Raw genomic sequence first — 22,059 nt, forward strand, 5'->3', positions numbered from 1 at the left:
ACCAAGGTAAAGACTGTCGGCCGAAGCCGCAACCTTGCGTACTGCCACAGCTAGCAGCAGGTTGTGTAGGAACGATGTGCAGGGCAGAAAATTTTACAGTGCCTACGTGCTCATTTCTACATCATCCCAGTCGGCTGCCCGGTTGAATATCCATTCAAGGGCTTTACGCCGTTCGTATACGATACCTTCCTGCACCACTGCCTCGCGGCCGTGCAGCCGCTCGTCCACGCAGTACCAATGCAAGCGGTAATGAAAATCCAGCATCTGGTAGAGTTTCTCTGGGGGCCGTAATGATTGCAGTTGCGCCAGCTTTTGGTTATCCTCTCCCTGTTCCAAGTTCGGCAGCAAGGAGGCCATATGGTCGCCTACCCACTCGGTTGGCGAAAGGTCGTCAATCATCCCAGTGGCCCACATCATGGCCCACAGACTTTCCAGGCTCCAGCGTAGATTGATGAGTTCTTGCTGGGCCAGATCGTCGTTATCTTTTGTTAACAGTTCTTCTTCCTCAGCCGAAAGGAATACTTCCAACCCGTGCCTTTGTATCCACTCCCGAATAACGGCGATAGGTGCTTCAAAGGAGATGTTAATGAGTGCATTCAGCACACTCATGCGGCCTTTCACCTCCTCTATGTCGCGCAGCGCTGGCTGGTCTAGGTATGGTAGCCAATCGTTGATGCGCCCGCCTAAGGCTATTACCTGTGCTTCTGAAAGCAATTTGGTTTGCTCCTGAAATTCTTCTTGCATAAGAAATAGAAGAGAGTGTGCCTTTAGCTTACGTAATGGCTGGGCTAACTGTAGTCAATCTCCGTATTGTCCCCAATGTTCAAACTATGGTTCACGCCCCGAAACGACGAGTCGCTGCCCACGATGCAGTCGTGCATGACGGCTTGGCGTAGCTCGCTGTATGACCCAATAATGGAGTCGCTGAGGACGGTGTGCTGAATGATGGTTTTGTCGCCGATGGCCACGTTGGGGCCAATGATGGAATTGGAAATCTGACAGTCCTTACCGATGCTAACGGGCGGGATGATGATGGTATTGGCAAACTCGGGGTACTCGCGGCGGCGCATGGCATCGGGACGACGCAGCAGACGGGCGTTGGCTTCGAGCAGGGTGTCTTTGCGGCCGCAGTCAAACCAGCTGTCTACCGTAGCAGTCGTCATCTCCTCGCCCTGCTGAATCATCAGCATCAGCGCATCCGTGAGCTGAAACTCGTCGTAAGTACGCAGGTTTTCGTCGATCAGGCGCTCCAGGGCCACGGCCAGCACCTCGGGATGGGCCAGCTTATAGAGCCCTACCATGGCGTAGTTCGACTTGGGGATACGGGGCTTTTCTACCACCTTCAGCACGCGGCCGCCAGGACCGGTTTCCACCAGACCAAACATAGAGGGCGTTTTCACCTCCTGCACGGCCAGCACCGAGCCAGGGTCTTGCAGAATGGCTTTCAGGTCGACGTCTACAATGGTGTCGCCGAGCAGGATCAGCACGCCGTCAGTGTCGTGGCGGAACTGCTCGCGGGCCAGCCACAGAGCGTGGGCAATGCCCTCGCGGGGGTCTTGCACCACAAACTCGGCGCGCAACTCGGGGTGGTAGCGGCGCACATAGTGCTTGATTTTCTCGCCCAAGTAGCCAATTACAAACACAAACTCTTCGACGCCCGCGGCCACTACCCGGTCAATAATATGCCCTAAAATGGGCGTACCGGCCACCGGCACCAGCGACTTAGGCTGCGTGTGCGTGTGCGGACGAAGGCGCGAACCAATACCAGCAACAGGAATTACGGCTTTCATGTAGATGGGAAAAAAGCGTGCAGTTCGCAAATTAGCGAACTGAATGGTAGCACAGCGCGGCAACTGCTAAGAACCGAATGCGTACGTTGCACCAACTTACGGTTCGTGAGGCAAACCGCTGCCCCCTACCCTAGGTTTCACGTTTCAGTTGTCTCTCCTTTTTTTCATCTTACCCCCTACCCTCTATGAAACGCCTTTTAATTTACCTCTTCGGCCTGGTGGTGCTGCTCTCGCAGTCGTCGTGCGGCTACAATAGCATGGTTGAGAAAGACCAGGCTGTGAAAACACAATGGGCGCAAGTGCAGAACAGCTACCAACGCCGCGCCGACCTAATTCCTAACCTGGTAAACACCGTAAAAGGTGCTGCTAACTTTGAAAAATCAACTCTGACCGACGTAGTAAACGCCCGTGCCAAGGCTACTAGCGTGCAAGTGTCAGCTGATAATCTCACACCTGAGAAGCTGAAGCAATTCCAGGAAGCCCAGAGCCAAGTAAGTGCCGGGTTAGGTAGGCTGCTTGCAGTATCAGAAAACTACCCCGATTTAAAAGCTAATGCCAACTTTCAGGAATTGCAGGCGCAGATTGAGGGTACTGAAAACCGCATCAATGTGGAGCGCAACAAGTTTAATACAGTAACCCAGGACTATAACACCTACATCCGCTCTTTCCCGCAGAACCTGTTTGCAGGGCTGTTTAAGTTCAGCGAAAAACCGTATTTCGAAGCTGACGCTGCTTCGCAAAAAGCGCCTACCGTACAATTTTAGATTGGTTTTTAGTTTTTTGGAATTGGTTTTTGGTGACGATGTGCTTCGACGCCAACAACCAAAAACCAATACCCATAAACCACTGCCATGACCACCCCACTCACCGCGGAGCAGGAAGCCAGCCTGATTGCCGCCATTCAGCAGGCCGAGCGCACCACCTCGGGCGAAATCCGGGTACATCTAGAAGACACCTGCCCTACCCCCGAGCCGCTTGATAGGGCCGCGCAGGTGTTTGCCGAACTGGGCATGCACAAAACGGCTCAGCGCAACGGTGTGCTGTTTTATCTGGCCTGGAAAACCCGGCAGTTTGCCGTTATCGGCGACGCGGGCATTAACGCCACCGTGCCCGACGATTTTTGGGAAACCACCAAGGAGGCCGTGCTGGAACAGTTTCGGGGCAAGCATTTGGCGGCGGGGCTGGCCCGCGGTATTCAGCTGGTAGGCGAGCAGCTGCACCGCTATTTCCCGTATGACGCCGCCACCGACCAAAACGAGCTGGACGATTCCATCTCGTATGGTTCTTCTACCTCGCCACCGCACGCATGACCTATCCTACCCCTACGCTATTTCTTTCGCGTGTATCGGCCGCCGTTGCGCTGCTGCTCCTACTGTGCAGCTGGCTGCCGGCCGCGGCTCAGACCATTCCGCCGCGCCCCAATCCGCCGCGGCTGGTAAATGACTTGGCCGGTATGATGAGCGCCGATGAGGTAGCCAGCCTGGAACGCAAGCTGGTGGCCTACGACGACAGCACTTCCTCGCAGATTGCTGTGGTAACGGTGCCCAACCTCGACGGCGACGACATTGCCAATTACGCCCAGCAGCTCTACGAAAGCTGGGGCATTGGCCGCAAGGGCAAAGACAATGGTATTTTGGTGCTGGTGGCCGCCCAGGAGCGTCGCGCCCGCATCCAGACCGGCTATGGCCTGGAAGGCGCCGTGCCCGACGCCCTGGCCAAGCGCATCATCAGCAATACCATTGTGCCCGCCTTCAAGCAGGAGCGCTACTACGAGGGCCTCAACACCGCCACCGACGAGCTAATTGCTCTGGCCAAAGGTGAGTATAAAGCCGACCCCAAAGAGCAGCGCCGCAACCGCGACTCGTCGGGCTCGGGCTTTCCGTTTTGGCTGATCATCCTGGCCCTAGTGCTGTTCTGGTTCCTGAGCCGGCGCGGTGGCGGCGGGGGTAGGGGCGGCCGACGCAACCGCGGCAGCGGCGGCATGTTCATCCCGCCCGTCATCTTCGGCGACTTCTCCGGCGGCCGCGGCACTTTTGGCGGAGGCGGTGGTGGCTTCGGGGGCGGCGGCTTTGGCGGTTTCGGCGGTGGCAGCTCCGGCGGCGGCGGCGCCAGCGGCAACTGGTGAGTAGTGAAATAGTGAGATGGTGAGTTTGACGTTCTGCTGGCGCTACTGGCGTAATCTGTGAAGAAAGTGCGGCCAGAACGTCAAACTCACCATTTCATCATCTCACTATTTCACCATATAAAACGGCCTTAACAGGCGCACCACATCCAGCGCGTCTGCCAGCGCCTCGTGTGCTACGGTATCGTCCTCAAACTTTGCGCGGGCCTTGCAGATTTGCATAGTAGGCAGGCGCGTGTCTTTGTGCCAGTTGAGGTAAAACGCGGCCGGGTCGAGGGTAGCGGGCTCCGTGCGCACCAGCGTGCCGTAGCCGGGTAGGCGGCGCAGAAACGGCACGTCGAACACCGCCACGTTTTTGCCGGCAATAGTGAAGGTGACGCAGTTTTTCTTGTCGGTTTTGAAGCCTTGCGCCAGCAGAAACTCGCGCAGTTGCGGCAGTAGCTCCTCGGGCATGCACAGTTCGGGGTTGGGCTCTTTGCGGGCTAGCTCTTCCAACAGCCGGGCGTTTAGGGCCAGCGCGCCGGCCGAGCCCACATACTCGGGGTGGCGCACCACCCGCCGGAAGCTGGGCAGTTCGGCCAGGGGTAACAGGTGTTTGGTGTCTTCTACTACGGCGGCCAGCTCCAGAATCTGGTGCCGTTCGAAGTTGCCGCCGGTGGTTTCGAGGTCGAGGGAGACGTAGCGCATGGTAGGCGCTTACGGGTAGGGTAGGCAGCGCGTTGGTTTCGCAGTGCCTTCATCCTAACTCCGCCTGCCTACGTACCTTTGCTTTACTATGACCGACACCGCCGCCCCCGCCAAAAAGCTTTTCTTACTCGACGCCTTCGCCCTGATTTACCGCGCCCATTTTGCCTTCAGCAAAAACCCGCGTGTAAACTCCAAAGGTCTGAATACGGGCGCCATCTTGGGCTTCACCAACACGCTGGTGGAGGTGCTGCAAAAGGAGCGGCCTACCCATATAGGCGTGGCGTTTGACGCGGCCAAGAAGACCTTCCGGCACGAGCAGTTTGCCGACTATAAGGCGCAGCGCCAGGCCATGCCCGAAGACATCGGCTTGGCTATTCCGTATATCAAGCAGATTATCAAGGCCTTTCACATTCCAATCCTGATGGTGGAAGGCTACGAGGCCGACGACGTGATTGGCACGCTAGCCCAGCGGGCTGAAGCTCAGGGCTTTGGCGAGGTGTATATGATGACGCCCGACAAGGACTATTGCCAGTTGGTGACGGACTGCGTGAAAATCTACCGCCCCGCGTTTATGGGCAACGCCGCCGAGGTGCTCGATGTGGCCCATGTGCTCCAGCGCTTCGAGATTGAGCGGGTAGAGCAGGTGATTGACATTCTGGGCTTGCAGGGAGACGCATCGGACAATATTCCGGGTATTCCGGGCATTGGTGAAAAAAACCGCTAAGAAGCTGATTCAGGAGTTTGGCTCAGTGGAAAACCTGATTGCTAACGTGGACAAGCTCAAGGGCAAGCAGCAGGAAAATGTGCGCAACTTTGCTGAGCAGGGCCTGATGAGCAAGGAGCTGGCCACCATTCATGTGAATGCACCCATCGAGTTTGAGGCCGAAAAGCTGGTGCTGGACAAGCCCGATGAAGACGAGCTACGTCGTTTGTTTGATGAACTGGAATTCCGGCAGCTGTCGGCACGCGTACTCAGTGGCCCTACCCCAGCCACCTCTACCCCGCCACCCAGCCGCGGTGCACGCCGTCCTGCCGTACCGGCTGCCCAGCAGTCGTTGTTTGATGGGCCCGGCATTACGGCCAGCAGCGCCGAGCTGGCCGAGCTAGAGCCCACCAGTCCGCGCCGTACCCTGGCCGACGTACCTCACCACTACCACCTCATCGATACGCCCGAAGCGCGTAAGTCGCTGCTCAAGCACCTGCTACAGCAGAAAGAAGTCAGCTTTGATACCGAAACCACTGGCCTCGATACCATGACGGCGCGGCTGGTCGGGCTGTCGTTTTGCTGGCTGCCGGGCGAGGCCTACTATGTACCGGTGCCTCACGCCGATGCTGTGGCTGCGCAGGCGCTGGTAGACGAGTTCTGTCCCTTCTTCGAGGCCGAGCATATCCTGAAAATTGGTCAGAACATCAAGTATGACCTCACCATCCTCAAGCACTACGGCGTCGAGATTCGCGGGCAGCTGTTTGATACCATGCTGGCGCATTACCTGCTGGAGCCCGACATGCGCCACAACATGGATGTGCTGGCCGAAACCTACCTGCACTACACGCCAGTTAGCATTACGGAGCTGATCGGTCCCAAGGGTAGGAACCAGAAGACCATGGCCGACCTGCCACCCGCCGAGGTGTCGGACTACGCTTGCGAAGACGCTGACGTGACGTTGCAGCTTAAGCACGTGTTCGAGCCCAAGCTGCAGGCACTCAACCAGCTTAACCTGCTGAACGAGGTGGAAAATCCGCTGGTGCCGGTGCTGGCTGCCATTGAGTATGAAGGCGTGAAAATTGACTCACACGCCATGGGCGAGTACTCGGCTGAACTGCAAGGCTACATCACGGAGCTGGAGCAGCAGATTTTTGTGGCGGCCGGTGAGGAGTTCAACATTGGCTCGCCCAAGCAGTTGGGCGAGGTGCTGTTTGACCGAATGGGCCTGGGCGGCAACAAAATCAAGAAGACTAAAACCGGCCAATACGCTACCGGCGAGGAAATATTAAGCCAGTTGGCTGCCGAAGCGCCTATTGCGGGCCTCATCCTGGAGCACCGCCAGCTCACCAAGCTGCGCTCCACTTATGTGGAGGCCCTACCCCAGCTGGTATGCGAGCTGGATGGGCGCGTGCACACCTCCTTCAATCAGGCCGTAACAGCCACCGGCCGCCTCAGCAGTACCAACCCCAACCTGCAGAACATTCCTATCCGTACCGAGAAGGGTAGGGAAATCCGAAAGGCCTTTGTGCCCCGCGACGCCAACCATGTGCTACTCGCTGCTGACTATTCGCAGATTGAGCTGCGCATCATGGCCGATTTTTCGGGTGATAAGACCATGATTGAGGCTTTCCGCCTGGGACAGGATATCCATGCCAGCACGGCCAGCAAAGTGTTTGGGGTAGGGCTGAACGAGGTAGACGGCGAGATGCGCCGCAAAGCCAAGACTGTCAACTTCGGCATCATCTACGGCATATCGGCCTTCGGCCTGGCCCAGCGCCTAAGCATTTCGCGCAAGGAAGCCACCGATATCATTGATGCCTATTTTCAGGAATTCCCGGCCGTGAAGCAGTTCATGGACGACAGCATCAATAAGGCCCGCGAGTTGGAATATGCCGAAACTCTCCTGGGTCGCCGTCGCTACCTGCGCGACATCAACTCGCGCAACGCCACTTTGCGCGGCTACACAGAGCGCAACGCCATCAACGCCCCCATCCAAGGCACCGCGGCCGACATCATCAAAAAGGCCATGATCGACATTCACCACTGGCTGGTGGACCAGAAACTCGGTACGCGCATGATCCTGCAAGTACACGACGAACTAGTGTTCGATGTACCAAAAGAGGAATTGGCTGTTGTGACCCCTAAGGTTCAAGAACTAATGGCTACGGCCCTGCTACTACCCCACGGTGTCCCATTAGAAGTGGAAGCCGGCACGGGCAGCAACTGGTTGCAGGCGCATTAAGAGCACCTATTTACCAAAAGTAGAATGCAGTGTTTTAGCTTCCGTAATCGTTTGCAGAAGCCGAAATAATGCCATGTATTCGGTATATACTATCTAAATTTCGCAAAAAGATTATATTTCTTTGCGAAATTGAATAATATTGTTGTTTTTTGTAAATATTTCTCCTCCACAAAGTAGCATTAGATGCTGCTCTCACGCTTTTGCTTGCCGTTCGCTGCGCAGTTCTGTTGATCGGCTAACAAAAATGCTAGCCCTCCGGCTATAAAATTCCCAATTAGAAACACTCTTTTTTCCCGGTACGGTCATCGACAACATGATTATCACACTATTCAGCAACAGGGCGTACCTGCGTTTATTGTCTTTTATAGCTGTACTGATTGCCGTCAGTGGCTGTGCAGCTGACCGTAATTTGGTGTATTTCAGCAACCTGAAAAACTCTGATGAGTTTCAGGTTCCAGTCACGAGTGTAGTCTCTCCTAAGATTCAGCCTGACGACCTGTTGTCCATTACTGTTAGCAGCCTGAATCCAGAGTCGAATGTCTTATTCAATAATGGCGTGATTCCTTCTACTAGCGGCAATCTTCCCGCTACTCCTACCCGCATAGACAATGGCTACTTAGTGGACGCTAATAATAATATTAATTTTCCTGTACTAGGATTAATTAAGCTCGGCGGCCTCACTAAAGAAGAAGCTACCACCAAATTAACCGATGCCATTCGGATACACGTCAAAAATCCTATCGTAAATATCCGCTTCCTAAATTTTAAGATTACAGTAATCGGTGAAGTTACGCGCCCAGCTAGTTTCACTATCCCAACAGAGCGCATTAATATTTTAGAAGCGCTAGGCTTGGCCGGCGATATGACAGCCTACGGAAAGCGAGAAAATGTGCTGATCATTCGCGAAAAGGATGGCTTGCGCACTACTACGCGCGTGAATCTGAACGATAAAAATATATTGAGCTCGCCTTATTTTTATCTGCAACAGAATGATATCGTTTATGTAGAACCGGACAAGGCAAAGGCGCTTCAAGTCAGCACTAGAACCTATTATTTACCTATTGTTTTAACTGCTATTTCTGTTATAAGTATTCTGTTCACTGCACTTAAATAATTCTTACTTTGATGAATACCAAGGAGCTATTTCCACTGCAGGTTGAGCAGCCCGAGGCGAAGAGCCTAAAGAATATTTTGTCGTATTATCTAAGGTACTGGTACCTTTTTGCTTTCGGTATTGCATTAGCATTGGGCGTTGCTTTCGCCTATCTCCGATATTATGCGATTCCCCGCTATCAGATTACAAGCACCGTATTGGTGAAGGATGATGATGGTGGCGGAACAGCTATGTCCAGCGGGGCTATCGATCTTAACGTTTTCAGATCTTCTAAAAATCTGAACAACGAAATAGAAATTCTAAAGTCTGCGGACCTCATGCACCGTGTAGTGAAGGAGTTGGACTTAGGTACCACTTACTACGTGGAGGGCAGATTCCGAAATGATGAATTGTATAATAGTGGTAATCCTATTCGCACAATTGTCAGCAAGTTGGACACCAATATTGTCAACAAAGACATTTATTTGGTTGCAAAGTCAAACATTGAATATCAGCTATTCGACAATAATGATGAACAGGGTATTACCTACCGTTTTGGCCAGTTAATCCATAAGCCCTATGGTTCTTTCACAATTGTTGCTAACAATAATACCTTATTGAAAGAATATTTAAATAAAAAGATAATTATAGGATTGCACGATACACGCGACGTAGCCGAAAATTTCAGTAGTGGCTTAACAGTATCTCCTATAAAGGAAGATGCTACTGTGCTACGCATTGGTATCACAGATGCTATTCCTTCAAGAGGAGTTGATATTGTAAATAAGCTGGTTCAAGTATATAACAAAGAGGCCCTAGAGGACCGGAATATAACGGCAACAAATACCATTGCTTTTCTGGACGACCGGTTGAAATATATCACCGGTGAGCTATCGGATGTAGAGAAGAGCGTTGCGCAATACAAAAGCTCTAATGAGCTAACCGACGTGACAACGCAGGCCTCTAACTATGTAGAGCAAGCGAGTGATTATAACAAGCGCTTATCTGACTGGGCTATTCAAATTGATATTTTAGAATCAATTGAGAGCTATCTGAAGCAGAACAAGGGTCAATATAAGATGGTGCCTAGTACGCTCGGCATTCAAGATGAGACGCTGTTGGGCCTGATCAACAAGTTCAACGAATTACAATTAGAACGTGAACGTATGTTGCGCACTACGGAAGTAGATAATCCGCTTGTGCAAAACTTCAATGAGCAATTGAATAATCTGCGGGCTAATATTCTTGAGAACTTAGGTAATATAAAGAGAAGCCTCGTTATTACCAGCAACAGTTTAAAAGCCAGTTCTGGTCAATTTAAATCAAGAATCCAACGTGTTCCTAAAGTAGAAAGGGAATTGCAAGAGATAAACCGTCAACAAGAGACTAAGCAAAAGCTCTACCTATTCTTATTACAGAGAAGAGAGGAAGCTGCTATATCGCTGGCCTCTACTGTTTCCAACTCAAGGATAATTGATACGGCTACTAGCACTAATTATCCCATCAGCCCCAGTAAACAGATTATTTATCTGACCGCTTTGCTGCTAGGCGCTCTTGTACCTTTTGGCATCCTGTATACCAAGGATTTGCTGAACGACAAAATTCGCACGCAGCAGGATGTAGAGCGTTTAACAAACACGCCTATTCTGGGAGAATTAGCGCATAATTCGTCTGGTACTCTTGTCGTAACTAGAGAGAACAAATCAGCTTTGGCTGAGATGTTCCGATTAATTCGCTCTAACCTCAGCTTCGCGGCTGGCAACGCCGAGAATGGAAAAGTTATCCTAGTAACGTCCAGCATGAGTGGCGAAGGAAAAACATTCTTCACCATCAACTTAGGCGCCTCGCTTGTATTGGCAGGCAAGCGTACGCTGCTGATAGAATTAGATCTACGCAATCCTAGTTTATTATTCGAGCTAGGTGAAAAAGTTACGACAGGCTTAACGGATTATATTCAGTCAAACGAGGTACGCATTCAGGACATTATCCGTCCTATTAATAGTATTCCCGATCTAGATATAATTGGAGCCGGTACCAGTTTGGCTGCAAACCCAGCTGAGCTAATGATGTCTGATAAGCTCCAGTATTTAATCAGTGAGTTAAAAGATATGTACGACCACATAATTATTGACACAGCTCCTATTGGTCGGGTTTCGGATGCTTTTAGCTTGCGCACATTGGTTAATCAAACCATTTATGTAGTGCGTTACAACTACACTGATAAGAGACAAATAAATATAATATCGAACATCTTCAATAATAATTTATTACCCAATCCAATGATTGTGTTGAATGATGCTAAAAAATCAAATGAATATGGCTACGGACATGGCTATGGTTATGAAGTTAAGAAGAAAAGAACTCTGCTCACCAAGTAGAGCCTTACACCCTTAAACCCATAATTTCAGCATGGTACGTATTACCATCGTTATTCCTACCTACAAACGGCCAAAGTTTTTGGCGGAGGCTGTCAACACCTGTATACAGCAGACGTATCCTCCGCACGCTATACTAATTGGGGATGACTCGCCTGACACCGTAACGCAGGATGTAGTAGAGGCTTTGCAGGCCACCACTACTATTCCTATTCACTATATCCATCATCAGCCCCCATTACGGCAGGCGGGCAACGTGAATGCCTTGATGCAGCGTGTAGAAAGCGAAAAGCTTATGCTGCTGCATGATGACGACGCGTTGCTGCCTACCGCGCTTGAAACATTGGCAGCCGAGTTTGAGCGCGACCCGACCATTGAGGTAGCGTATGGGCAGCAATACATCATTACAGACGACGGAGAAATTTCCTACCCCCGATCTGTCTTATTTAATGAGGCGTTCTACCGCACGCCTCCGTATGCCGGCTCTACCCTTACCTCATTGGAGGCGGGCATGGTTCAGCAGTTTCCTAACAACGCGTATGTGATGAACACCGAGCTGGCCCAACGGGTAGGGTACCGGGAGGTAGGTGACGTATGCGATTTTGACTTTGGCTTTCGGGTTGGACAAACAGGTGCGAAAATTCACTTTGTGCCAACATACACAGCCAAATACCGCATCTCAAACTCTGCTGTTTCTACCGGCAAACAAAATGATGCTGGTCTGGCTTCCTACCTAATGGTGAAGGAAGTGCCGGTTCCAGCGCAATCGGCACAGCTAAAAAAGAAGTGGCTGAAAAGCCGAGCTGCCGTAGCTGTAGGACAAGCCATTGCCAATAAGCGTTTCAAAACGGCTATTCGCATCTATTTCAGCGAAGATCACCTGAGCAAAATTCCTACCCTGGGTGGTATCAAGCGGTTGCTGAACATTCTTTTGCTTGGGCATCTGCCCATCTAAATTTCCGCTTTCGCACCTACTGCATGAAAGTACTTACACAACGTATCCAAACCAGTTCAAAAGCGGCCAAGCTACTCGAATGGGGAAAGCTAGTGACCGTTATGGGCTCAGCGCAAATTGCATTACAGGCACTGGGATTTGTTGGGGGCATTTTGGTAATACGTCTTCTCCCCACGCAGGAGTATGCATTGTACACGCTCGCTAATACAATGCTTGGTACGATGGTTCTGTTGGCCGACGGAGGTATTTCTACCGGCGTGATGGCCCAAGGAGGCCAGGTATGGCAAGACCGTGAACGGCTAGGAGTTGTGTTGGCGACTGGCATGGACTTACGTCGCAAGTTTGCCATAATCAGCTTGTTAGTCGCAACACCTGCTTTAATCTATTTGTTGCGACACCAGAATGCAAGTTGGCTATTAACTATTTTATTAACGCTGTCGTTAATCCCAGCCTTTTTTACAGCACTCTCTGGCACTCTGTGGGAAATCGCTCCAAAACTGCATCAACGCATTGGCTTGTTGCAATCAATTCAAGTAGGGGCCTCAATAGGAAGGCTTATTCTATTAGGAGCTAGTCTCTTTCTCTTCCCATGGTCATACATTGCAGTATTAGCAGCTGGTATACCTCAGATATGGGCTAATTTTCGATTGCGTAAGCTAGCCCATACTCTTGCTGCACCTAATCAGCCCATTGACCCTGTTATCAGACAAGACATTCTGAACAAGGTTAAGCGCCTGTTACCTGATGCTATCTACTATTGTTTTTCTGCTCAATTCGCAGTTTGGGTAATGTCGATTTTCGGCTCCACTACAGCAGTTGCTTCTTTAGGAGCATTGGGCCGATTGGCTGTAGCCTTGAGCTTATTCACAGCAATGTTCTCCGCATTAGTCTTGCCGCGTTTTGCTCGTTTGCCATACGATAGTGCTTTATTAATGCGTCAATTCAGTCGCATTATCACAGGTATGCTTTTGCTATGCGCAGCTATAGTTGGCGGGGTCTGGCTATTCTCTACACCCATCCTATGGGTATTGGGCAGGCAATACGCTAATCTGGAAAGCGAGATTGTGCTTATGATGATTGGCAAATGCATCGGGTTGGTAGCTTATTCAGCATTTTCGCTTTGCACAAGCAAAGGCTGGGTTATCAATCCTATAGTGTCTATTTCGCTTAGTATGGCATCTATTGTCTGTGGTGCCTTCTTCGTTGATGTGACCTCTCTACGCGGCATTTTCATACTTGACATTTTCGTGGCCGCTGTGCAACTGATCATGCACCTCGTGTACGGCTACTTGCAATTTCACAGTGCAAAACCTGTTTCTGAGCTTTCAGAAATAGAGTAAACATTACTTACTGATCTCCTTGTTGCAGCCTTCCTGGTTAGCGTATGAAAGACAAAAAAACCAAGTTGCTTATTGTCGGGGCCACACAGGGCGGTTATGGTGGTATCGAGGCTTTCATGATAGCAATGGCTGAAGCCGCTGCGGCATGGCCTGAATTTGACGTTCGGCTATGCTTCAAAATCGTGAAAGGCGCCACTTTCAAAGATGACCTTCGAGCACTAGCTGAGAATGTTTGCTCGCAGGTGTATTATGTAGAACGTGGTTCGAAAGAGCTAGGAGCGTTGGTATCGTGGGCTGATGTATTGCATGTTCAAAATATGCCACCCGACATTGTACTTCCCGCGAAATTATTAGGTAAAAAAATCTTTCTAACCGTTCATAATCGACGCATTCCAACGGCCAGTCTACATAATGCTATCTGGGCTTTCACTATTAAGTTAGCGAAGCAGCGTTGGTATAACTCTAACTTTGTATGGGGAACTTGGGAGCCGAATACTAAATCAGCTAATAGCGCATGTGTTCCTACTGTATGCCGCCTACCGCATCTGCAATACCCCATTAATCAACGCCGTGGCTTCCTGTTTGTGGGACGCTGGATTAATCACAAAGGATTGGAAGAAATCTTGCATGCTTATGCACAATGTAATTTTGATCCAGCCGAATGGCCGCTCACTATATTAGGTGACGGCCCACTGAAACCTACAGTATTAGCGCTTCAACAAGAGTTGAACCTGCCACAAATCCATATGCCTGGTTTTGTAGATGATAATAGCAAGCAACATTATTTAGCATCTGCCCGCTGGTTGTTAGCTCCGGCCCGTACCCAGGAAGATATGGGTCTAACACCGATTGAAGCACGTAGTGTTGGCGTACCTGCTATCGTCACACGTGATGGAGGATTACCGGAGTCAGGTGGACCAGCAGCTCTGCTCGCTGAACCTGGTGATATTGCAGGTTTAGCTGATTGCATGCGACAAGCAGCTGCTATGACAATTACCGAATACACAGAGCGGAGCATGCTCAGCCTTGATTCACTTGCCAATTATTTAAAACCCATGGAATTCTACAGGAATGCTTTCCGCAACTAGTAGTTTTCAATGACTGAAACTCCTTTAAAAGCTCGCTTTTAAACTAATGTGTGCTTACTAAGCTGATTGTGAAACCAACAATAATATATGTCAGGTTGGCTCCATTTTACAAAAAGCAACATCATAAAGGACACACTTTAATGTTTGTTTGGTTGGATGCGTTCGCCAATATCTTTCCTGTCATAGGCGAGCTTTGAACTTTGCGTTTAAACTCTATGCCAGCAAGATTAATAGAACGTCTACAGTACAGCACTAGTGATAATAGCTTGTAGCTAAAATTTCACTAAACATACTGTATCTGCATAGCAGCAAGCAATACATAGTTCTTATCTATTCTGTCGTCAATAAATAGCAGAATCACCAGCATCTACTCTCTTCTTCGTCATGAAATTTGTACTCCTGCATCCTACTGGCAACCGTAATGTGAGAGCAGTGATGACCGCAATGTACGAGGCTGACATGCTTGCGGAATTTGCTACTACTTTGGCTGTTAATCCAACTGCTACATGGCTAAAAATGCTTCCAGAGCGTTTACGTCAAGAATGGTTGCGCCGGACCTTTCCAATACCTGATAATTTCATTCGCTCCTATCCAATTCGAGAGGTAGCGCGTATGCTGCTGCCTCGGTTAGGCATGCATACTTATGTACAGCACGAACGTGGCTGGGCTAGTGTAGATGCGGTATACCAAAATCTAGATCAAGAAGTAGCAACGCGCTTACCTCGTCTGCAAAAACAGGGGGCTTCGGCCGTGTACGGATACGAAGATGGTGCGCTAGCTACTTTCACCAAAGCCAAAGCTTTGGGGATGCAATGCGTGTACGACTTACCCATTGCATACTGGGAGACTGGTCGCCGACTTATGTTAGAAGAAGCCGAGCGATTACCAAAATGGGCACCGACCCTCGGTGGGGGGATACAAGACTCACCCGCCAAGCTGGAACGCAAGACGAAGGAATTAGAACTTGCTGATATGGTAGTAGGCCCAGGTAAGTTTGTAATGGACTCCCTCCCGACATGGGCACGTACGAAGCATATGGTTATGTCGCCTTTTGGATCACCTGTTAGCACAACGCGTTCATCAGCCCAGGCCTCCCCTACTAAACGTCCGTTGCGCGTACTGTTTGTAGGGGCTTTAGGTCAGCGCAAAGGACTAGGTGATTTGTTTGCAGCCGTTCGGATGCTGAATTGCCCTGATTTGGAATTAGTTGTTTTAGGCACTCCCTTAGCTCCTATGGAATTCTATCGTGGTGAGTTACCTACCTTCACATATGAAGCTGGCCGTCCTCACGACCAAGTACTCAGCCTCATGCGCTCCTGCGATGTCTTCTGTCTACCTTCTATTGTAGAGGGTAGAGCCTTAGTAATGCAAGAAGCTATGAGTCAAGGGTTACCACTTATCATAACACCCAATACAGGCGGTGAAGATCTGGTGAAAGAAGGGGAAACAGGTTTTCTGGTACCTATTCGTTCTCCTCAAGCCATTGCCGAAAAACTACAGTGGTTTCTCGATAACCGAGCACAACTACCTCGCATGATTCAGCAAGTGCAAGCGCACGCAGCTAGCTATACTTGGCAGCAATACGGCACAGATGTACTGAATGGTATTTTACACATGGCTTAGGCATATTTTATTACTAGTACTAAGCATATGGCAGCACTCCCTATCTTACCCTATCGATTGACATCATCGGTTGCTTCGGTTTCCAATGCTACTGCTGTTGATCCAAATCGTCGTATCAAGCAAGGGATATGGCTGTATTTCTTATTACTCATTTTTGAAGGCGGCCTACGAAAATGGGTGCTGCCAGGCCTTGCTACCCCCCTACTTATTGTGCGGGACCCTGTTGCAATCTGGCTGATATTTGCAACATGGCGCAGGGGTTTACTACCTGCTAACATTTACCAAACTGCCGTTATAATCGTTGGTATTGCAGCAACTTTCACAGCCCTGCTGCTTGGCCACGGTAGCTTGGCTGTAGCCTTATATGGAGCACGCATCCTGCTTTTCCATTTCCCTGTGATGTTTGTCATCGGCAGAATCTTCAACAGGGCCGACGTGGTGCAGATGGGTAAAGCACTCATTTGGATTTCCATTCCCATGGCGGTGCTCATTACCATGCAGTTCTACAGTCCACAATCGGCACTGGTGAACCGTGGGGTAGGCGGCGACATGGCCGGCGGTGGTTTCGATGGTGCCATGGGTTTCTTCCGTCCACCGGGCACCTTCTCCTTTACTAACGGCGTCCACCTGTTTTTCGGCTTGGCAGCTTGCTTTGTCTGCTACTTCTGGATCAATAACGAAAACGTAAATAAGTTGGCCCTGATTGCCGCTACGGTAGGGCTGCTGGCTGCTATTCCTTTTTCTATCAGCCGCAGCCTGCTGATGTATGTGGCTGTGGCTTTTATGTTCGGCGCCATCGGTATGGTGCGCAAACCCGAATACGCTGGTCGAATTATTATCATGATTCTACTGGGTGTAGCCCTAATGGCTGTTCTGAGCCAATTAAGCTTTCTGCAGACACCTATCAAAGCCTTCACCTCCCGCTTTGAAAACGCAAGTGATGCAGAAGGCGGTTTGAAAGGATCGTTAGGTACACGCTACTTGGGTGGCATGGCAGAAGCCGTAGCAAGCTCCTCGCAGCAACCCTTTTTCGGCTATGGTCTAGGCATGGGTACCAATGCTGGTACTAAGCTGCTCACTGGCGACACCGTAGGCTACCTCATCTCTGAAGGTGAGTGGGGTAGGCTTATCGGCGAAATGGGGCCGCTGATGGGGCTGACCATCATTTTTATCCGGTTGAGCTTGTGCGTGAAGATTGCAGTGGCCGCCTACCGTCGCCTCACTCAAAATGACCTATTGCCCTGGATTTTACTAGGGTATACTCTTCTTATTATTCCTCAAGGACAATGGGCTCAGCCCACTACCTTGGGCTTTTCTACCCTGATAGGAGGACTCATTTTGGCGGCTATGCGGCCCGGTGCCCGAGTAGCACCGGTGCTGCGCCCACCTCTTTCCGCTGCTCAGGCCGCTTAACGTATGCGTATAATTTTACTCGGTAATTACCCGCCCGACGGCCAGGAAAGTATGGAGCGCTTTGCGCAGATGATGCAGCAAGGCCTGCATCAGGCAGCGGTGCAGACGGAGCTGTGGCGACCCATTCCGGTCTTTGGTGCCGGCGCCGGCTCTACCACTTCAGGCTTTCGGAAGTGGCTCGGCTATTTGGATAAGTGGATTGTCTTTCCGCTGGTAATCCGTTGGCGTTTGCGGCAGCAGAAACTACAGCAGAGCGACGTCTACTTTCACATCTGCGACCATTCCAACGCGCCTTATCTCGCCCATTTGCCAGCAGCACGGGCGGGCATCACCTGCCACGATGTACTGGCTATTCGGGGTGGACTGGGCCACAGCGATGCCTATGTACCTGCTTCTCGTTTCGGACGTATTCTACAGCAGTGGATTTTTGGGCGGCTGCGGCGTGCCCAGCGTCTCGCCGCTGTCTCGCAGCTTACCCTCGATCAGCTGCTGGAGCTAGATGGCCGCGCCGTTGCGCAGAAGCCCGCCAAGTGGCAGGTCATTCATAATGCATTCAATGCACCGTTTACTGCCCTACCCCCAGCCGAGGCAACTCCGTTGGTGCACCAAGCCGGTATTCCGGACGGGCAGCCTTTTTTGCTGCATGTAGGCTCTGGCCTAGCCCGCAAAAACCGCGGGCTACTGCTCAAAATGGCGCACGCGCTGGGCACCCGCTGGTCGGGGCTTATTTGCTTTGCCGGCGAAGCTCCCGACGAAGCGCTGCTGTCGCAAGCAGCCGCACTAGGCCTTTCCCAGCGCGTGGTGGCCGTAGCGCGGCCCGATCATCAGACGCTGGTAGCGTTGTATAGCGCTTGCGCCGCGTTCATTTTTCCGTCGTATTCGGAAGGCTTTGGCTGGCCCGTTATTGAAGCCCAGGCCTGTGGTGCCCCAATTATTGCCAGCAATATTGCTCCTATGCCCGAGGTGAGTGGGGGTGCTGCGCTGCATGCCTCACCCGACGATGCCGTCGCCTTTGCCGAGGCATTTCTTACGTTGCAGGATCCTGCAACACGCCATGATCTAGTGCAACGCGGCTTTGCGAATTGCGCCCGTTTCGAACCCGCCCACATGACGGACGCTTACCTGCGCCTCTACGATTTGGCTTAGTACCTCCCTAACCCCCTGCTGTTTTGCTGCTCAAAATCCTTTCTTTTCTCCTACCCTGGTCCCTTCGGCGCCGGGCATTGATACGGTGGTTTGGTTACGATATTCATCCTACTGCCCGCCTGGGCTACGCATGGGTGTTTCCTACCAAGCTGATCATGGCCGAAAAGAGTCGTATCGACCACTTCACGGTAGCTATTCACCTGGATTTGGTACAGCTGGATGCTGAAGCTACTATTGGCCGCAGCAACTGGATTACCGGCTTCCCATCAGATAGCGACTCGCCTCATTTTCGCCACCAAGCTTCTACCCGGCGGGCTGAGCTGCGACTAGGCAAGGCCTCGGCAGTTACCAAAAACCATCACTTAGACTGTACCAACAGCCTCACCATTGGCGCTTTTGCTACGGTAGCGGGATACAACTCGCAGTTTCTGACACACTCGATTAATGTGCTGGATAATCGGCAAGACAGTGCCCCCATTCATATCGGCGCCTACACGTTCGTGGGTACCAATGTGGTGGTGCTGGGCGGCGCCGTCCTACCCGACTACTGCGTGTTGGGTGCCAAGTCGTTGCTAAATAAAGCACACACCGCCGAGTGGACGCTCTACGGCGGAGTGCCAGCCCGCGCTGTGAGCGAGCTACCCCGCACCGCGGCCTATTTCAACCGTTCCGAAGGCTTTGTGTATTAAGCCTACTTTCCGCTTCGCCTCACTTGCCTCTGCTGCATGAATATTCTCTTCGTTGTTCCTTCGTATAAGCCTGCTTACACCTACGGTGGCCCTATTGTGGTTATTGCCTTGTTGGCTGAGGCATTGGTTCGGCTTGGGCACACTGTAACAGTGTATACTACCACTGCCAATGGCAAAGAGGAACTGGCTGTGCCCGTTGGACAGCCGGTGAGTGTGGATGGCGTGCAGGTGTACTATTTCAAGCGCGTAACCGGCGACCATACCCATGCCTCGCCAGCCTTGTGGCAACACCTATATAAGAAGGTTCGCACCTTTGATGTGGTGCACATGCATTCCTGGTGGAACCTGCTCATTATCGGGGCGGCCTGGGTATGCCGCTTACGCGGGGTGACGCCGGTATTGTCGCCCCACGGCATGTTCAGCAATTACATTCTGGACACCAACAACGCGGGCAAGAAGAAGTGGCTACACCGGCTGCTGGGCAAACGCCTATTGCAGGGCACGTTCCTGCACGTTTCTACCCTTATGGAGTGGCAGGAGTCGCACCGCGTGATTCCTAACTGGCCAGGTGCCATCATCCCCAACCCCGTTACGCTGGCACAGCAGGAACATCCCCGCAAGCAGCCTTCTTCGGAGCTGGTGATTGGCTTTCTGTCGCGCCTTGACCCTAAGAAAGGACTGGATGTGTTGCTACGGGCCCTGAGCAACGTGACGTTCCCCTTCCGCCTGCGCGTGGCCGGTGACGGCGACCCGGCCTATGTACAGTCGCTAAAGGAGTTAGCCAGTTCGCTGGGCCTAGCCGAACGAGTGGAATGGGTAGGGTGGAAAAAAGGCGAAGACAAATTTGCTTACCTGGCTGGGGTAGACCTGTTTGCCCTCACTTCGCACAGCGAGAATTTCGCCATTGTGGTCATTGAGGCGCTAGCCGTGGGTACTCCTGTGATGGTGAGCGACCAAGTAGGCCTGCACAGCTTCGTGGCCGAACATCAATATGGCTGGGTAACGTCAATGGATCTATCCACTATTTCCCGTACGCTCACTACTATCGCGCACGATGCCACGGCCAGGGCCCGCATTACAGCCACGGCGCCGGCCGCCATCCGGGCAGCATACGACGATGCCCACCTCGCCCAGCAATACGTGGACCTCTACCAGAAGGTAGCCCTCTAACTCTCTCCCCGCTGATGAACGCTATTACGGTTATTCTACTAACCCACAACGAAGAAAAGCACATTGCGCGCTGCCTCAAGAGTCTAGCGCCTATTGCAGCGGCAGTATTCGTTATCGACAGCTTTTCCACCGACCGCACCTGTGATATTGCCCGTGAAATGGGCGCCCAAGTATTTCAGAACCCGTGGGTGAACTACAGCACCCAGTTCAACTGGGCTCTGCAAAACTGCCCCATCCAGACGCCCTGGACCATGCGCATGGACTGCGACGAGTATCTGCTACCCGAGCTCATCACAGAGATTCAGCAGAAGATTCCTGTTGCGCGCCCCGAGGTAGGCGGCTTCATCATCAAGCGGCGCGTGTATTTTATGGACCGCTGGATCAAGCATGGTGGTTTCTACCCGCATCGGCTGCTGCGCATCTGGCGCACCAATACGGCTACCCTCGAGGACCGTTGGATGGATGAGCACGTGGTGCTGGAAGCTGGTACTACAGAGGCCCTCACGCATGATATGGTAGATCATAACCTAAATGATCTGACATGGTGGATCAACAAGCACAACCACTACGCTACCCGCGAAATGCTGGATTTGCTTGCTATCCACAACAAGACCACTTCGGCCCAGAACGTAGACGTTTCTCTCAGCGGCGAGCAGTATTCCCGCAAGCGTTGGGTGAAAGAGAAGCTGTACAGCCGGATTCCACTGTTTGCAGGACCTTTCTTTTATTTCCTGTACCGCTACTTTCTACTGCTGGGCTTTCTAGACGGGAAGCCGGGTCTTATCTGGCACTTTCTGCAAGGCTTCTGGTACCGCTTCTTGGTCGATGCCAAACTGTATGAACATCGGCTACGCGCGCCCAAATCATAGTTCCTACCCTAGCCTTACCTCTGCATGACAACGACTGATCTATCCACCTTCAGCGTAGGCACCTACCGGGCTGGCCCAACTTGGAAGGTAGCACTGTGGTATCCTATCAACTACTTCATTTTCGACACTGCTATACCGTGGCCATATAGTATAAAATCGGCATTGCTCCGCTTGTTTGGGGCGCAGGTAGGCGAAGGACTCGTAATTAAGCCTAACGTGCGCATTAAGAATCCCTGGCGCTTGCGTATTGGACACCACTGCTGGATCGGCGAGTCGGTATGGATCGATAATCTAGCCAACGTTACCATTGGCAACCACGTCAGCATTTCGCAGGGAGCTTTACTGCTCACCGGTAATCACGATTACACGCGTAGTAGTTTCCCCTATCGTCTCGGCCCTATCACGCTGGAAGATGGTAGCTGGGTAGGCGCCCGGTCGGTGGTCTGCCCTGGTGTTACCTGTTATTCCCACGCTATTCTAACGGTCAATTCTGTTGCCACACGCTCGTTGGATGCGTGGGGTATTTATGCTGGCAATCCGGCCTCTTTCATTCGACAGCGCGTGATGCAACAATAAGCACATATCTTTTCTACAAAATTTTGCACGGCCCGGTCGCAACACAACCTATTAGGTGTTGCGACCGGGCCGTGCAGCTTTATCAACTACTCTCACAGGGCCATTTCGGGGGCTTTATTTAATGGGGTATGAAACCTATTTATCAGAGATTAATCAAATAGACCTCGCTTTCCAG

At 51.5% G+C, this 22,059-nt stretch carries 18 protein-coding genes and 1 pseudogene; 16 read left to right on the plus strand and 3 right to left on the minus strand.

Annotated elements, in window-relative coordinates; all coding sequences use genetic code 11:
• Window positions 1–102: 102 nt before the first annotated feature.
• Both MUN82_RS16165 and MUN82_RS16170 read right to left on the minus strand, forming a co-directional pair.
• The gene (locus tag MUN82_RS16165; protein ID WP_245092109.1) at window positions 103–744 is read right to left on the minus strand and encodes a DUF4272 domain-containing protein; all 642 of its coding nucleotides are present in this window, start codon (window positions 742–744) and stop codon (window positions 103–105) included.
• 44 nt (window positions 745–788) lie between these two features.
• Window positions 789–1,790, minus strand: a complete 1,002-nt coding sequence (locus MUN82_RS16170; protein ID WP_245092111.1) for a sugar phosphate nucleotidyltransferase — start codon at window positions 1,788–1,790, stop codon at window positions 789–791.
• A 185-nt stretch (window positions 1,791–1,975) separates the two neighbouring features.
• Between MUN82_RS16170 and MUN82_RS16175 the strand changes: the two genes are divergently transcribed.
• The 3 genes from MUN82_RS16175 to MUN82_RS16185 all read left to right on the plus strand — a co-directional run bounded on the left by MUN82_RS16175 (window position 1,976) and on the right by MUN82_RS16185 (window position 3,915).
• Window positions 1,976–2,554, plus strand: a complete 579-nt coding sequence (locus MUN82_RS16175; RefSeq protein WP_245092113.1) for a LemA family protein — start codon at window positions 1,976–1,978, stop codon at window positions 2,552–2,554.
• A gap of 87 nt (window positions 2,555–2,641) precedes the next feature.
• A complete protein-coding gene (locus MUN82_RS16180; protein ID WP_245092115.1) occupies window positions 2,642–3,100 on the plus strand; it encodes a TPM domain-containing protein in 459 nt (152 codons plus the stop codon).
• The gene (locus MUN82_RS16185; protein ID WP_245092117.1) at window positions 3,097–3,915 is read left to right on the plus strand and encodes a TPM domain-containing protein; all 819 of its coding nucleotides are present in this window, start codon (window positions 3,097–3,099) and stop codon (window positions 3,913–3,915) included. The genes MUN82_RS16180 and MUN82_RS16185 overlap by 4 nt, the downstream gene beginning before the upstream one ends.
• Window positions 3,916–4,020: 105 nt before the next feature.
• On the opposite strand, the gene MUN82_RS16190 is transcribed toward MUN82_RS16185, so the two are convergent.
• A complete protein-coding gene (locus MUN82_RS16190) occupies window positions 4,021–4,599 on the minus strand; it encodes a 3'-5' exonuclease (protein WP_245092119.1) in 579 nt (192 codons plus the stop codon).
• Window positions 4,600–4,687: 88 nt separating this feature from the next.
• Between MUN82_RS16190 and polA the strand changes: the two are divergent.
• From polA to MUN82_RS16255, 13 genes and pseudogenes are all read left to right on the plus strand, one after another.
• Window positions 4,688–7,547, plus strand: a pseudogene (polA, locus tag MUN82_RS16195) (DNA polymerase I).
• A gap of 313 nt (window positions 7,548–7,860) precedes the next feature.
• Window positions 7,861–8,661 carry a polysaccharide biosynthesis/export family protein gene (locus MUN82_RS16200; RefSeq protein WP_245092120.1) on the plus strand — a complete coding sequence of 267 codons (801 nt, stop codon included), beginning with the start codon at window positions 7,861–7,863 and terminating at the stop codon, window positions 8,659–8,661.
• Between the two features lie 11 nt (window positions 8,662–8,672).
• Window positions 8,673–11,018 (plus strand): GumC family protein, encoded by a 2,346-nt coding sequence (locus MUN82_RS16205; protein WP_245092122.1) that lies wholly within the window; start codon window positions 8,673–8,675, stop codon window positions 11,016–11,018.
• 31 nt (window positions 11,019–11,049) lie between these two features.
• Entirely contained in the window at window positions 11,050–11,970 is a 921-nt protein-coding gene (locus MUN82_RS16210; protein WP_245092124.1) for a glycosyltransferase family 2 protein, read from the plus strand.
• Window positions 11,971–11,993: 23 nt separating this feature from the next.
• Window positions 11,994–13,310, plus strand: a complete 1,317-nt coding sequence (locus MUN82_RS16215) for a lipopolysaccharide biosynthesis protein (RefSeq protein ID WP_245092126.1) — start codon at window positions 11,994–11,996, stop codon at window positions 13,308–13,310.
• Between the two features lie 44 nt (window positions 13,311–13,354).
• On the plus strand, window positions 13,355–14,398 hold the full coding sequence (locus MUN82_RS16220) for a glycosyltransferase family 4 protein (RefSeq protein WP_245092127.1): 1,044 nt from the start codon (window positions 13,355–13,357) through the stop codon (window positions 14,396–14,398).
• Window positions 14,399–14,782: 384 nt separating this feature from the next.
• On the plus strand, window positions 14,783–16,021 hold the full coding sequence (locus MUN82_RS16225) for a glycosyltransferase family 4 protein (RefSeq protein ID WP_245092128.1): 1,239 nt from the start codon (window positions 14,783–14,785) through the stop codon (window positions 16,019–16,021).
• A gap of 396 nt (window positions 16,022–16,417) precedes the next feature.
• Complete coding sequence (locus tag MUN82_RS16230) at window positions 16,418–17,434, plus strand: O-antigen ligase family protein (RefSeq protein ID WP_245092129.1); 1,017 nt, start codon at window positions 16,418–16,420, stop codon at window positions 17,432–17,434.
• Window positions 17,435–17,437: 3 nt separating this feature from the next.
• Complete coding sequence (locus tag MUN82_RS16235) at window positions 17,438–18,580, plus strand: glycosyltransferase family 4 protein (RefSeq protein WP_245092130.1); 1,143 nt, start codon at window positions 17,438–17,440, stop codon at window positions 18,578–18,580.
• Window positions 18,581–18,603: 23 nt separating this feature from the next.
• Window positions 18,604–19,269, plus strand: coding sequence for an acyltransferase (locus tag MUN82_RS16240; RefSeq protein ID WP_245092131.1), 666 nt, complete (start codon window positions 18,604–18,606; stop codon window positions 19,267–19,269).
• Between the two features lie 36 nt (window positions 19,270–19,305).
• Window positions 19,306–20,439 (plus strand): XrtY-associated glycosyltransferase XYAG1, encoded by a 1,134-nt coding sequence (locus MUN82_RS16245; RefSeq protein WP_245092132.1) that lies wholly within the window; start codon window positions 19,306–19,308, stop codon window positions 20,437–20,439.
• A gap of 14 nt (window positions 20,440–20,453) precedes the next feature.
• Complete coding sequence (locus MUN82_RS16250; protein WP_245092133.1) at window positions 20,454–21,308, plus strand: glycosyltransferase family 2 protein; 855 nt, start codon at window positions 20,454–20,456, stop codon at window positions 21,306–21,308.
• Between the two features lie 24 nt (window positions 21,309–21,332).
• Window positions 21,333–21,884, plus strand: a complete 552-nt coding sequence (locus MUN82_RS16255) for a WcaF family extracellular polysaccharide biosynthesis acetyltransferase (RefSeq protein ID WP_245092134.1) — start codon at window positions 21,333–21,335, stop codon at window positions 21,882–21,884.
• The last annotated feature ends 175 nt before the right edge of the window (window positions 21,885–22,059 follow it).

Origin of the sequence: Hymenobacter aerilatus (genome assembly GCF_022921095.1) — a bacterium.
In the GTDB taxonomy this organism is placed as follows: domain Bacteria; phylum Bacteroidota; class Bacteroidia; order Cytophagales; family Hymenobacteraceae; genus Hymenobacter; species Hymenobacter aerilatus.